General features: G+C 72.9%; 12 protein-coding genes. 10 read left to right on the top strand and 2 right to left on the bottom strand.

Going from position 1 to position 13,709, the window contains the following annotated elements; all coding sequences use genetic code 11:
• Nucleotides 1–239 precede the first annotated feature (239 nt).
• Complete coding sequence (locus ACZ6Z8_RS15140; RefSeq protein ID WP_465609781.1) at nt 240–2,063, bottom strand: hypothetical protein; 1,824 nt, start codon at nt 2,061–2,063, stop codon at nt 240–242.
• Between the two features lie 597 nt (nt 2,064–2,660).
• Here ACZ6Z8_RS15140 and ACZ6Z8_RS15145 point away from each other — a divergent pair.
• The 10 genes from ACZ6Z8_RS15145 (at nt 2,661) to ACZ6Z8_RS15190 (ending at nt 12,563) form a co-directional block, all read left to right on the top strand.
• Nucleotides 2,661–3,113: a hypothetical protein gene (locus ACZ6Z8_RS15145; RefSeq protein WP_465609783.1), complete on the top strand. Its 453-nt coding sequence runs from the start codon at nt 2,661–2,663 to the stop codon at nt 3,111–3,113.
• Between the two features lie 134 nt (nt 3,114–3,247).
• Entirely contained in the window at nt 3,248–3,787 is a 540-nt protein-coding gene (locus tag ACZ6Z8_RS15150) for a hypothetical protein (RefSeq protein ID WP_465609785.1), read from the top strand.
• A 127-nt stretch (nt 3,788–3,914) separates the two neighbouring features.
• Nucleotides 3,915–5,252 carry a hypothetical protein gene (locus ACZ6Z8_RS15155; RefSeq protein ID WP_465609787.1) on the top strand — a complete coding sequence of 446 codons (1,338 nt, stop codon included), beginning with the start codon at nt 3,915–3,917 and terminating at the stop codon, nt 5,250–5,252.
• Nucleotides 5,249–6,760: an NADH-ubiquinone oxidoreductase-F iron-sulfur binding region domain-containing protein gene (locus ACZ6Z8_RS15160; protein WP_465609789.1), complete on the top strand. Its 1,512-nt coding sequence runs from the start codon at nt 5,249–5,251 to the stop codon at nt 6,758–6,760. Before ACZ6Z8_RS15155 ends, ACZ6Z8_RS15160 begins: the two co-directional genes overlap by 4 nt.
• A 268-nt stretch (nt 6,761–7,028) precedes the next feature.
• The gene (locus ACZ6Z8_RS15165; protein ID WP_465609791.1) at nt 7,029–7,694 is read left to right on the top strand and encodes a DedA family protein; all 666 of its coding nucleotides are present in this window, start codon (nt 7,029–7,031) and stop codon (nt 7,692–7,694) included.
• Nucleotides 7,695–7,784: 90 nt separating this feature from the next.
• Nucleotides 7,785–8,465 (top strand): O-methyltransferase, encoded by a 681-nt coding sequence (locus tag ACZ6Z8_RS15170; protein ID WP_465609793.1) that lies wholly within the window; start codon nt 7,785–7,787, stop codon nt 8,463–8,465.
• A gap of 88 nt (nt 8,466–8,553) precedes the next feature.
• Complete coding sequence (locus ACZ6Z8_RS15175; RefSeq protein ID WP_465609795.1) at nt 8,554–9,453, top strand: Gfo/Idh/MocA family protein; 900 nt, start codon at nt 8,554–8,556, stop codon at nt 9,451–9,453.
• Between the two features lie 564 nt (nt 9,454–10,017).
• On the top strand, nt 10,018–11,337 hold the full coding sequence (locus ACZ6Z8_RS15180) for a hypothetical protein (RefSeq protein ID WP_465609797.1): 1,320 nt from the start codon (nt 10,018–10,020) through the stop codon (nt 11,335–11,337).
• Between the two features lie 102 nt (nt 11,338–11,439).
• Nucleotides 11,440–11,955: an Lrp/AsnC family transcriptional regulator gene (locus ACZ6Z8_RS15185; RefSeq protein ID WP_402817822.1), complete on the top strand. Its 516-nt coding sequence runs from the start codon at nt 11,440–11,442 to the stop codon at nt 11,953–11,955.
• Entirely contained in the window at nt 11,952–12,563 is a 612-nt protein-coding gene (locus ACZ6Z8_RS15190; RefSeq protein WP_465609800.1) for a LysE family translocator, read from the top strand. The genes ACZ6Z8_RS15185 and ACZ6Z8_RS15190 overlap by 4 nt, the downstream gene beginning before the upstream one ends.
• Before the next feature lie 22 nt (nt 12,564–12,585).
• On the opposite strand, the gene ACZ6Z8_RS15195 is transcribed toward ACZ6Z8_RS15190, so the two are convergent.
• Nucleotides 12,586–13,695, bottom strand: a complete 1,110-nt coding sequence (locus ACZ6Z8_RS15195) for a hypothetical protein (protein WP_465609802.1) — start codon at nt 13,693–13,695, stop codon at nt 12,586–12,588.
• Nucleotides 13,696–13,709 lie beyond the last annotated feature (14 nt).

Genomic DNA, 13,709 nt, shown 5'->3' on the forward strand with positions numbered 1-13,709 from the left:
GAACCGGTGGGCGGGCAGGGGCGGGCACACCCGGGGCGGCCGGTCGGCCAGGGCCTCGGATGCAGTGCGTTTTCGCTGGTCAGATGGGGTGCTGGGGCGGGAGTTCGGGGAAGTTTAGCCGAGTCTTAGCTGTTCCTTAAACAGCGGTCCGGCAGACGGCTCCGGCCTTCCTCGTGCAGGGGACCGGTGGGCGCAGCGGGTGCTGCGCCCACCGGGGGGCGGATGCCCGGCCGGGCCGGTCAGGAGACGTTGAGGGCGGTGTCGTCGATCACGAAGCTGGTCTGCTCGGCGCCCGTGGCCTCGACGCCGGTGAAGGTGATGGTCACCTTCCGGCCTGCGAAGGCGGAGAGGTCGAGGGTCTTGTGGACGTAGCCGTCGGCGGCGTCCCGGTTGGTGTAGGTGGCCAGGGTGGTCGAGTTGGCGGTGACGGTCAGGGTGTCCGCGCCGGTGGACGGGTTGTTGCTCTCGACGTGCAGCCAGAAGCCGAGGACGGCTTTGCAGCCGGCCGGGACGGTCACCTGCTGGGAGAGGGTGTCGGTCGCGGGGGTGAAGTAGCCGCCGAGCCAGGCCTCCCAGTTGCCCGAGTGGGGCTGCCTCCCGCCGGTGTCGATCACGGCGGGGGTGGCCGTCCAGGGCGACGCGTCGCCGGTCTCGAAACCGGGATCGCCGAGCAACTGTGCCGGGGTGCAGGTGGCGGACGGCCGAGTGGGACTCGGCGCGGCGGTCCGGGTCGCGGTGGGCTTCGCGGTCGCGGTCGCGGTCGCGGTCGCGGTGGCGGTGGCGGTGGCGGTGGGCCTTGCGGTCGGGGTGGAACCGGCGGTGGGGCGGGTGCTCGGGGTGGAACCGGCGGTGGGGCGGGTGCTCGGGGTGGTGGCGGTAGGTGTCGGTTGCCGGCAGCCGAGGGTGGTGACGGAGGCGGCGAGGCGCTGGGTGAGGAAGTCGAAGAGGTTCTGGCCGTCCTGAGGTGAGGGGGCGGCGGTGGTGAACTGCTTGTCCAGATCGATGCGTTGGGCGCCGAATGTGGTGAGGTCGGTGCAGTAGGCGGTCGGGTCGCCGTTGGCGGCGGTGCCGAGTGCGGGCTGGTCGACGCCCGCCCGGTAGAGGTTGGTCTTGTTCCGGTTCTGCTGGTTGTTCTCGTTGGTCATGGGGTCGCTGAGGGGAACGATCGCGACGGGCGCCGCCTGGAACTTGGCGGCCTGGAGTTCGTCGAGCGCGAGAGAGGTGACCCTGCTGCCGGGGTCGGCGAGGTCGGGGGCCGTCCACGGGGTGCAGCCCAGGGCGGGGTCGAGGAAGTTGTCGAGCAGCAGGTTGTCGCTGCCGTTGAGCAGCGCAGTGGGTTGCGCCGCCCCTCCGCCGCCCATGGCGGCGAGGTTCTTCGCGCTCTTCTGGGCGGTCGTGCCCTGGGCGGTGGCCAGGTACTCGGTGGTGACGTTGTCGCTCTGGTCCTGGTCGACCACGCCGAAGTCGCGCGTGGTCGGGCAGGGCTTGCCGTCGCGGGCGGTGCCCAGCGGCGGGACCGCGAGCCTGCCGGCCGTCTCGGCGGCGTTGGCGGCGGTGAAGAAGGCGGGGGCGTTGCAGTAGGCGAACTGGCCGAAGGGCCGGCCCCCCGGCGTGCCGCCGACGCACTTCCCGGCGGCGGTCCGGCCGGCCAGGGTCAGGACGTTGCCGTTGTAGCCGAACCAGATCCCCACCACGGCGTTCGCGGGCAGTACGGGGACGACCGGCGCCACGGCGGGGACGGTTCCCTTGTCGATGACCAGGGGGCTGTAGACGGAGACCGCGCCGGTGGCGGGGTCGAGGACGGTGGCCTGGACGAAGGCCGACTGGTTGCCGTTGGACTCGTGGCAGGCGCCCTGGGCCGGATCGCCGGCCTCCAGTGTGTAGGGCGTGGCCAGGCCCTGGGCGGTGAGCGGGTCGGCCGGGACCGTGATGGTGCAGTTCGGGTTGGGCTGGGCCGGCGCCGCGGCTTGCGGGGCGGCCGGCGTGGTGGCGGCGAAGGAGGCGCTCAGGAGGGCGACGCCCGTGCTGAGCACGGCGGCGAGGCCGAGCCCGAGCCTGGTCACCCGGCGGCTTCTGCCGCGAGAACGGTGGTGAGCTGATCGTGAAGTCATGTGAGACCTCCGGCAGGTGGCCGTGACGGCGCGATGAGGGGGAGTGGGACCGGCCGCACGCGGACCAGGCACTCGGGTCCACGGGGAAGTCCGCGTCGGGGGCGGCAGGCGGAAGCCGTTCTCAACCTGCCCGGGCCCCAGGCGAGTTCGATCGTACGAGGCGGGACGTGCGGATTCCTCCGGCGACGGGATCCCCTAAAAGTCGCCTAAGGAACAGCTCATCCGGCGGATCGTCGGCGGTGCTGCGCGGGGCTGCGCGGTGCTGCGCGGGGCTCTGGGGCACCGAAGTGAGCCCGGCGTGAGCGCTCCCTTAGGGAAACCGAAAGTTGCGCGCTGACGGTGTTTCCGACCGGCCGACGGGCCGTACGGTCTCTCTCACCGAGCCCGGCACCACAGGCATCACCGCCACCGGCCCGGTCTCACCCGCCCGCCGCCGACACCGCGACTTCCAGGCGTCGGCATTCGGGCCAACAAGCGACGCACGCAGCCGTTGGCCACGGCCAGTTGCCGGCGCGCGTTCCCACTCGGTCCGTACCGTAAGGAGCACCTGTGAACGACACGGCCATCCCGGCGGTCACCGCCGCCCCCGAAGGAGGCGCTGAGCTGCGGCTCCTGGTCCGTCTCGACTGGCAGCGCGTCGCCGAACTCGGCCTTGTGGCATCCGAGTTGGCCAACGAGCTGAAGCGGCCGGTGACGCTCGACGAAGCGGTGAGCCACCAGCTGTCCTTCCGCACCCGCCCGGTCGCTCCGGCCCACGGCACCGTCGGCACCCTCGGCGGCGGGACACCGACGACCGCGGTGGTGCCGCTGGCCGGCGCGGCTGTCGAATCCCCTCGTCCGGCCCAGGCCGCACCGGGCAAGCAGACCGCACCCGCGTCGCTGGAGAGCGGCCCGTCGGGCCGCCCCGCGGCCGTCGCGTCCGGCCGGCCGCCGGTGCAGCAGGCAACCGGACAGGCGCAGATGGGCGATGAGAACTCCTATCCGTTGGCCGCCGCCGGATGACCGCCGAGGCCGGACCGGCCCCGCCTCGCCGGTCGGATTCGGTTGGTTCCGGCCCCGGCGCTGGTTCCTGCTCGTACCGCACTCACAGCACTCACAGCACTCATCGGAATCTCTCGTCCCGAAGGGACCGCAGCATGGAACTCTCGTCCCGGACCACTTCTCCCCGCCTCCGCGGCGGGGGCGGCCGAGCGCGCGGCCGCCGACGGATCTCGTACCTCCTCCTCGCCGCCGGGACCTCGCTGCTGGCCGTGGCGTGCACTCCCACCGTCCCGACGGCCGCTTCTTCCGCCGTGCCGTCCGCCGCACCGACGCCGTCGGATGCCGGGACCAACGACATGCCGCCCGCAGCGCCGAGCGGCGCACCGTCCGGGATGCCGGCCTCCGCACCCGCGGGAACGCCGACCGGGATGCCCGCCGTCACGCCGACCGGAACGCCCGCCACCACACCGGTCGGAATGCCGACGACGAAGTTGGGCGGAAAGCCCAGCAGGCCGCCCGGTCCGCCCACCGCCCGGCCGACCACCGGGCCGGGTGACCTGCCGACCGCCGCACCGACGGCCGGCCGGACCGATCCGTCCACCGGCATGCCGACTCCGGGCGTGACCCGCCCGCCCACCGGCATGCCGACCGCGACGGGCGGCACTCCCACGCCGGTCTACGGCGGCCACTGGTAGAGCGCCACCCGCCCACTCCCACGCGCACCGGCCCCATGCCGAGTGCCGTGCCACCACCTCTCTCGGACAAGGACAGAGCTTGAGGAATTCGACCAGGTCACGCCGCAGGTCCCCGCGGTACACCGCGGTGAGACTTCGCGCGGCCGCCGCCGGCACCGCACCGGGGCTGCCGAAGCCCCCGGGGCCGATCCTGGCCGCCGCCGTCGTGGTGGTGCTCGCCGTGGCCGCCACGGTGCTGCAGGCGCTCCAGCTCCCCGCGACCGCGCACAACCGCAGCGGCACGGAGGCGGTGCACCGGTTCGTCGACTTCTTCTTCGGCGTGCTGACGCTGATGGCGCTCAGTGGCAGCGTCACGCTCGGACTCCTGGCGGCCGAGCGGAGGCTGCTGACGCCGCGTCACCGGGTCGCCGTGCAGGCGCTGCACCGCGCCGTCTCGGTGGCCGCGGTGGTGACGCTGGTGATCCACATCGCCGACAAGGTCGCCGAGGGCCACGCGGCGCCGGCGGCGGCGGTGGTGCCGTTCGCCTCCGGCACCAGCTTCGTGGTCGGCGTAGGCACCGTGGCCGGGGAGCTCCTGGTCCTGGCCGCGGTGACCGGCGCCCTGCGCGGCCGCTTCGCCGACGACCCCCGTCTCACCCGGCTGTGGCGACCGCTGCACTGGGTCGCCTACGCCTCGTGGCCGCTCGCCCTCGCGCACGGGCTGGAGGCCGGGCGGCCGGCCAGGGCCTGGGTGGTGTGGTCGTACGGCGTCAACATGGCCGCGGTGGCGCTGGTGCTGCTCATCAAGTTCCTGCACGGAGCGGGACGCAACACCACCGGCATCGGCGTCAACCGCCGCCTGATGGCCGTGGACCTGATCGGTACGGGGGAGGAGGCGGACCGCCCGCCGATCGGCGACCAACTGCCCGTCTTCGGCGAGTCCTCCGCCCTGCTGGCCCTGGACGTGGAGGTACCGGACGCCCGGCCGGCGGCGACGCCGGAATCCGCGCCGGCGGCCACCGCTTTCGCCCCGCCGCTCACGGACCCGGCCGCCATGGCATGGGACACCGGCGAGCTGAACGCCCTCCTCGACGTCGGTCGTCAGCAGTACCTGGCCGAGCAGGCGGCGTTCCAGCAGCAACTTCCGCCGCAGCAGACGCAGTTCACCGCGAATGTCTGGTACGCCGGTGAACGCGTCGCGATGTTCGACGCCGGGGGTCGGCAGTACCCCGTCGAGCCGACGTGGTACCCGCAGCAGGCTGAGTACCTGGGGCCGCAGCCGCGGCCGTATGCCCGGCCGTACCCGCCCCAGACATCCACCGAGTACTCCGGCTACCCGGCGGACCACCCCGGGTACCCGCAGCGCCCCGGCACCGCCCCGTCGTTCCCGCCCGCGGAAGCGGTCTGGTCCAGCCCCGGCTACTGGTACCAACCCGTGCAGACCCATCCCTTCGAGTACGGCGCCGACTCCTGGCAGGACCGATGACGGCCGCCGCCACGGAAGGCCCCGAGGTGATCCGGATGGGTCCGCCCCGGCTCACCGCCGGGCTCGACCAGTACATCCGGATGGGCTACGAGGCCCATCTCGCCGTCCACGGCCCGCTGCCCCGGTACGGCGCGCCGGAGCTGGTCGAGCTCGCCCGGCGGATCGGGCTGAGCGGCAAGGGCGGCGCTGCCTTCCCCTTCGCCCGCAAGCTCCAGGCGGTGATCGACTCCGCCCGGCGCCGGCGCCTGCCCGCGGCCGTCGTCGTCAACGCCACCGAGGGCGAGCCCGGCAGCGCCAAGGACCGGATGCTGCTCGCCCGGGCCCCGCACCTCGTGCTGGACGGCGCGCTGCTGGTCGGCGAGGCACTGCGTGCCGAGAGCGTCGCCGTCGGCGTGGACGAGGGCAGCCCGGGTGTCGCCTCGATGCCCTCGGCGGTCGCGGAACGCCGCTCCCGGCTGCCGATCCGGGTCGTGCAGCAGCCGGCCCGCTTCGTCTCCGGCGAGTCCGGTGCACTGGTCCGCGGGATCAACGGGCTGGTCGCCCTGCCGCCGAGCCGAAAGGTCCGCTCCTCCGAGGGCGGGCCCGGGGGCGTCGACGGGCTGCCGACGCTGCTGTCCAACGCCGAGACGTACGCCCAACTGGCCGTCGCCGCCCGGCTCGGGGCGGAGGCGTACTGTGCCGTCGGCTCGGCGGACGAGCCAGGAACGGTGCTGCTCACGGTCAACCGTCCGGGCGCCCGACGGCCCGTGGTGGTGGAGGCCCCCGCCGGGACCCCGCTCGGCGCGGTGCTGGACGCCTGCGGGACCGGGCCGGGGCAGGGCGTGCTGGTCGGCGGCTACCACGGGATGTTCCTGGATGCGGCGTCGGCGGCGTCCGCTCCCTGCTCGCGGGCCGGGATGCGGGAGTCCGGCGGAACGTTCGGCGCCGGGATCGTCATCCCGCTGCCCGAGGACACCTGTCCGCTGGGCGAGGCGCATCGGATCGTCCAGTGGCTGGCCGCGGAGTCCGCGGGCCAGTGCGGCCCCTGCCGACGGGGGCTGCCGGAGCTGGCGCGGGCCTTCGGCGCGATGGTCGTCGGCGGCGGCACCCGGGCGGTGGAGGAGGTCCGCCGGCTCGCCGCCGCGGTGGTGGGTCAGGGCGCCTGCTCCCACCCCGACGGCTCCGCCGGATTCGTCCGGTCCGCCCTCAGCGCCTTCGCGGATGACGTCCGGGCGCACACCGAGCGCGCCGGGTGCGGGCGGCGGGTGCGCGCGGTGCTGCCGACCGCACCCTGGGCCCCGGACCGGGACGCCGCCCGGGTCGGACGGGTGAATCTGAAGGTGGACTGGGCGCTGTGCGACGGGCACGGCCTCTGCGCGGACGTCGCCCCGGAGCTGATCACCCTCGACCGGCACGGCTTCCCCGTGGTCGGCGAGGGCGCCGTGCCGGTCTGGTCGCTACTGTCCGCCAAGCGCGCGGTCAACCGGTGTCCGGCGCTGGCCCTGCGCCTCATCGCCCCCAGCCCCTGAACCGGGCGGCCGGGTGGTGGATCATGCACCGTCCGGCGGTCGCCGCAACGCGTTTTGCCCAATCTTGAAGGAATGCCGACCGGGCTGGAACTATTGACGGCGGGGCGCACGTCGTAACCAGCAGTGATCGGCCAGGGGGACGGGCCACCCGGCACGTTAGGCTGCGCCTTGGGGGAGCGGCCTGGTGCCGCCATCGGACAACCACCGGGACGGGTGTCCGGCTCCACGGGGAGCCGGGGCGTCCCGACCTGCCACGGAGGTGCTGGCCTTGCACATCGACGCCTGGATCGAGAGCGTCCCACCGACTGCGGTGTACGCGCTGATCGGCCTGATCATCGGGATCGAGTCGCTGGGCATCCCGCTGCCCGGTGAGATCGCCCTGGTCACGGCGTCCCTGATGGCCGTCAAGGGCGTGGTGAGCCCGTGGGGGATCGCGGCCTGTGCGATCGCGGGCGCGATTATCGGCGACTCGATCGGGTACTCGATCGGTCGCAAGGGGGGCAAGCCGCTCTTCGAGAAGCTGGGACGGAAGTTCCCCAAGCACTTCGGGCCCTCGCACCTGGCCACCGCCGAGCGCTCGTTCCAGAAGTGGGGCATGTGGGCGGTCTTCTTCGGCCGCTTCATCGCGCTGCTGCGCATCTTCGCCGGTCCGCTGGCGGGCGCGCTGAAGATGCCGTACTGGAAGTTCCTGATCGCCAACGTGCTGGGCGGCGTGATCTGGGCCGGTGGTACGACGCTGCTGGTCTTCAAGGTGGGCAAGGCCATCGAGCCGTGGCTGTCCCGGTTCTCCTGGGCGGGCCTGGCGGCCGCCGTCGTGGTGGGCGTCACCTCGGCCTGGCTGATGAAGCGCCGGGCGGCGAAGACCCACGCGAAGATCGAGGCGGAGGAGGCGGCGAAGGCCGCCGAGGCGCTCAAGGCTCCCGTCGCCGAGTGACGGAACGTCACGGATAGCTGTCCCGGCGTCGTCGGGCCCCCGGAGTAGCATCGGCTGGAACCTGCCGATCTTGCACCACTGGAGGGCCCGATGACGCAGCCGACGCCGCAGACGACGTGGGACGCCGTGGACGCGTACATCTCCGAGCAGCTGGTCGGGCACGACCCGGCGCTGGAGGCGGCCACGGCCGCCGCCGACGCGGCCGGGCTCCCGCCGATCGCGGTGGCGCCCAACCAGGGCAAGCTGCTGCACCTGCTGGCGCTGACCCAGGGGGCGCGCCGGATCCTGGAGGTCGGCACGCTCGGCGGCTACAGCACGATCTGGCTGGCCCGGGCGCTGCCCGCCGACGGCACGCTGATCTCGCTGGAGCTCGACCCCCGGCACGCCGAGGTGGCGCGCGGCAACCTGGCCCGCGCCGGGCTGGGGGAGGTCGCCGAGGTGCGGGTCGGCCGGGCCGCCGACTCGCTGGCGGCGCTGGTCGAGCAGGGCGAGCAGCCCTTCGACCTGGTGTTCATCGACGCGGACAAGCCGAGCAACCCCGAGTACTTCCGCCGGGCCCTCCAGCTGACCGCGCCGGGCTCGCTGATCATCATCGACAACGTGGTGCGCGGCGGCGCGATCGCCGATGCCGCCAGCACCGACCCGGCGGTCGTCGGCACCCGCACCCTGCACGAGCTGATCGCCGCCGAGCCGAGGGTCACCGGGACGTCCGTCCAGACGGTGGGCAGCAAGGGCTACGACGGGTTCACCCTGGTCCGCGTGCAGGGCTGACCCGCAGAAGCGGGCACGGCTGAGCCGCAGGAGCGCGCACCGGCTGAGCCACAGAAGCGCGCAGGGCGACAGAAGGAGCGGAGACATCGTGCGGATCGGACTGCTGGGCACCGGCACCTGGGCCGAGCGGGTGCACGCGCCCGTGCTGGCGGAGCACCCCGGGCTGGAGTTCACCGGCGTCTGGGGCCGCCGCCCGGAGGCGGCCGAGGCCCTGGGCGCGGCGCACGGTGTGCCCGGCTACGGCGACCTCGACCGGCTGCTGGCCGAGGTGGACGCGGTCTCCGTCGCGCTGCCGCCGTCCGTCCAGGCGGGGCTCGCGGTACGGGCCGCCGAGGCGGGCTGCCACCTGCTGCTGGACAAGCCGGTCGCGTTCACCGTGCCGGACGCCCGGGCGGTGGCCGAGGCGGTGCGCGCGCACGCGGTGGCCTCGGTGGTGTTCTTCACCGTCCGCTTCGGCGGCGACCAGATCCCGTGGATCGAGCGGCAGGCGGAGCTCGGCGGCTGGTTCACCGGCCGCTCGGACTGGCTGGGCTCGGTGTTCGCGCCGGACAGCACCAGCCCGTACGCGGCCTCGCCGTGGCGCCGCGAGAAGGGCGCGCTGTGGGACGTCGGCCCGCACGCGCTGTCCGTGCTGCTGCCCGTGCTCGGCGACGCGACGCAGGTCACCGCGGTGGCCGGGCCGCTGGACACCGTGCACCTGGTGGTCCGGCACGTCGGCGGCGCGTCCAGCACGATGGCGCTCAGCCTGACCGCGCCGCGGGCGGGCGGCGGCGTGGCGATGGAGCTGCGCGGCGAGCACGGGGTGGCGCAGCTGCCGGAGCGGGGCGAGGCCCCGACCGTCGCCCTGCACCGCGCGGTGGACGCCCTGCTGGCCTCGGCCGCCTCGGGCGAACCGCACCCCTGCGCGGCGGACTTCGGTCTGCGGGTGGTGGAGATCCTGGCGGCGGCCGAGCGCTCGCTGGCCGACGGCGGTCCGGTGTCGGTCTGACACCCCGTACCGAGGATCCGCCGGTAGGAGTTGTCCAAAAGTCGTCCAACAGCCGTCCAACCAGCGGAAATGCGTGATCGAGTGGCGTCGCGTCCGGTTCTCACCGGAACTTGTTGCGTACCTGATCGTTCGTGGATTACTGTGTTCCCCATGAAGATCAGACGCTGATCCACCGCAAGGTCAAATCGGGTTGTTCCACTCGGAAAAGCATGCGTAATGGGTGGCGTTGATGTCACTGTGTTCCAGTCGACGGGATAGCGACTTTCCGTCGATTTTTTTGCGCGGTCGAGGGCGTCGACATCAGTTGACCGCCTGAACCAGGCCTGCGCTTCACGGCACTCCGATCGGACGTGCTGATCAACCACGCCTTGAGCCGTCCAGTCACGGCTCGGGCGTTTCTGCTGCGCGGATTCGATGACGATTCTCTTTTGATCGTCGAATTGCGAGCATTCACCGGGAAATACGGTCACGGCCGTCGATGACGAGCCGTTCCGTCAATTCCCGGCGCCCGGTGCTGGGCTTTGCCCTGCAGTGATGAGAAAACACGCGTACCGGAGGATTCCCATGTCCCTGCTGTCCTTGACGCCCCCGATCGACGTCGTTTCCCGGCCCTTCTGGCACCGGCCCGAACCCCGGGTCGCGGTGAAGGAGATCGATCCGGATTTCGAACTGCTGCGGAAGTCCTTCCCACGGACCTGGGAGGGCCTGCTGACCGTGAAGTCCCTGCTGGACGGAATGGCCGTCCTGGAGACCTTCCCGTTCTCCCAGGAGGGCACCGAAGCGCAGCAGCACCTGGCCGGGCAGGCCGCCCGGGTGCTCGCCGGGGTCGCGGACCGGGAGGAGGACGCCCGGCCGGAGCTGGCGAGCTGTGCCCGCGAGGGCGCGCAGACCCTGGGCGCGTACGCCCGGACCGGCCGGTGGCCGACCTCGCCCATCCGCAGGCCGTCCCCGAGCGAGCCCTGGCTGTACTGCGGGCCGCTCGGCACCTGGGGCCGGCGGGCGACCCGGGTGCCGGTCAGCCTGTTGGTCACGCTGCCGGACCCGGCCCGCCAGGCCTACGTGGACACCGTGGACGCGAACCTGGACACCGTCCGCCGCGTCGTGGCCGACGCCCTGGAGGGAGAGGTCCGGATGGACTGCGCCGAGCTGCCCGCGATGAACGCGGCCCGCCTGGTGCTGGCCGGGGGCGAGACCACCTTCGGGCACAAGAACTTCGCCCACTTCTTCCCGCTGGAGGTCCCGGACGGAGAGGTCCGCGCGGAGGACTTCACCGTTGTCTTCACCAACGTGCACCAGGCCCGGTTCGAGGCCTGCTCCCTCCCGCTGTTCAGCCGCCTCGCCGACCGCCGGCCGGAGAGCACGGCGGAACGCCTGCTGGAGGCGTCGCTGATGTGGTTCCGCTGCCACGACCTGGGGCACTTCTGGCGGCTCGTCGAGTCCTCCCAGCCCGCCGGCCGGATGGGCGACTCACCGCCCTTCGAGAAGATGGCTCTGGAGGAGTCCTACGCCGACAGCCTCGGCCTGCTGTCCGCCGCCGCGCTGCTGCCGGATCCGCTGCCGCTGGAGGAGGCCTACTCCGCCGAGCTGTTGCGCTACCTCTCGCGGGACCCGCAGTCCTTCGGTGACACGGTGGCCGCCGTGATCGAGCTGGGCCGGCTCACCGAGGAGGGCCTCGACGGGGTCACGACCGGCGGCCCCTGGCTGGCCAAGAGCGCCGACGTCCTGGCGGACCACGCCCGGCTGATCCACGACACCCTGTGGGGAGCCGGCCTCGGCGACCCGGGACGCCTGGCGCAGTCCTACGCCGTCGGCCGGGAGGCGGCCGAGCGGTTCGCCCCGGTCTTCGAGCTGGTCCCGACGGACATCGACTACGTCTGGGGGTGAACCCCCGGCCATTCCCCTGGCCAATCCTGCTCGATCCCTGGCAAACGAATCGGTCGGTGATCTAGCATGTCACCTACGCATCGTTTGCCAGGGCGGGAGACATTGAACGAAGACACGTTTCGGCAGCTCGACGAGGTCGACCTCCAGATCCTCGCCCTCCTCCAGGAGGACGGCCGGGCGACCCAGGCCGCCATCGCCAAGACCGTCGGGCTGACCGGGCCCTCGGTGTACTCCCGGATCCGGCGGATGGAGCGCGACGGAGTCATCCGCGGCTACACCGCGCTCGTCGACCCCCGCGCGCTCCGGCAGGACCTGGTCGCCTACATGCGCGTGGGGACGTACGCCGACGAGGGTGAGCAGGAGCCCTTCGAGACCTTCGTCCGGGACGAGCCCCAGATCCTGGAGTGCCACGACGTCGACGGCGAGGACAGCTACGTCCTGAAGATCCGCACCGCCTCGCCCCAGTCGCTGCGCAGCCTGCTGGCCCGCGTCCGGGCCATCCCCGGCGTCAGCCGGACGGTGACCTCCATCGCGCTGGAGACCATCAAGGAACCGACCGCCAGCGCGCACCTCGCCGCCCCCAAGCCGCCCGGGAACAAGGAGGAGGACCCGTCGTGATCCAGGTTCTATGGCTCGGCCTGATGCTCGGCGCCGGTGCCGCGCTGTCCGTCGGCCCGATCTTCGTGACCATCCTCCAGACCGCCGCGACCCGGGGGTTCGCCCCCGCGCTGCGCGTCATCCTCGGCTCCGCCACCGCCGACCTGATCCTGCTGATACCCGCCCTGGCGTTCGCCTGGATCATCACGGCCGTCGCCCAGGCGTCCTTCTGGGTCGGCATCGCCGGGGCGGTCTGCTTCCTCTGGCTCGCCGCGCTCGCCGCCCGCGACGCGCGACGGCTCTGGCGCGGCGAGGCCGTTCCCGCCGTGAGTGAGTCCTGGGCGTTCTGGAAGGGCGTCACCGCCAACCTGGCCAACCCGCTCACCTGGACGTTCTGGCTGGCCACCGGCACGCCCACGATGATGCGGGCCCGGCACCTGGCCGGCTGGCCGGGGCTGCTCCTGTTCACCGTCACCTGGTTCGTCGTCGCCTCGGGGCTGGAGGCCGTCTTCGCCTACGCGGTCGCGCGCTCCGGCCGCCGGCTGGGCATCCGCAGCCAGAGCCTGGTCACCGGCGTGTCCGCCGCGTTGTTCGTCGGGATCGCGGCGTTCCTGGTCGCCTCCTCCTGACGTCCTTGCGTCAAACGCCTGGTCAGAACGGCGGCGGCGAGGGCCGGGAGTTCTCCGGCCGGCGGTCGGTGGGCCGGGCCGGCGGGATGACCGGGGCGCGGAAGTCACGCGGACCGGTCCACAGCGCGGGTACGGAGTCACTGCGGCGGGCCAGCTCGTAGGCCAGCGCCTCGTAGTTGACGCGCCAGCCGTGGAAGTGCCGCCAGGCGTCCTCGACCGGGCGTTCGCGCGGGAAGCCGGCGGCGGTGATCATGGCGACGGCGCCCAGGTACTCGCCGTAGGTGAGGCGGATCGGGGTCTCCGGGTCCGGGTCGGCGTCGAAGTCGACGCGCAGTGAGCGGCCGATGTCGCGCATCGCGGTGAAGCCGGCCCGGATCACCAGCCTGGCCTCGGGCGGGGCCGAGCGCGGGCAGAGGGCGAGGTGCAGCGCGGCGGCGTCCATCACCGCGATCAGGCCGACCACCCAGCTGCGGTTGGGCTGCGGGGAGCGGAAGGACAGCAGCACCGGGTAGTTGGAGTGGCTCTCGCCGATGTCGGCGGCCAGGCGCTCCCAGTCGCGGTAGAGCTGGGGGAGCGCGGTCTCGGTGTCGACGAGGGACTGCCGGGCGAGCAGCTCCGGCCCCCAGGCAGGCTCGCCCGCCCGGGACTGGAGCAGGGTCACCTCGGTCTCACGCCGCTGGTAGGCGGCGTACAGGGTGGGCAGGTAGGCGATCTGCAGGGCGATCACCAGCGGGCCGCTGGCGGCGGCCATGAAGTCGATCGCGGACAGCTGGAGCCGCTCGCCGCTGGCGTAGCCGAGGGTGAAGAGGCTGGACCCGGCCTCCCGGATGGACACCGACCAGCCGAGCCCGGAGGTGCCGTGCAGCAGCAGGGTGTAGGCGAGCAGCATCCCGCTGAGCCACACCCCGAGCATGCCGAGCAGCACCAGCGGGGCGAGCCAGGTCAGCGCGCGGTCCTGCGCCCGGTAGCTGCCGAACGGCGTGGCCCACAGCCGCAGCACCGTGCGCAGCACCCCCCAGAGCCGGTGCACCAGGGCCGAGTAGAGACCGCGGGGGACGACCAGGGTGCGCAGGATGCTGCCCACGACGAGCAGGAGCAGCAGCACGCCGAGCAGCGTGTGGATCAACCTCATGGCGCCATTGTGTC

It is taken from the genome of Kitasatospora sp. NPDC101108 (assembly GCF_055584725.1).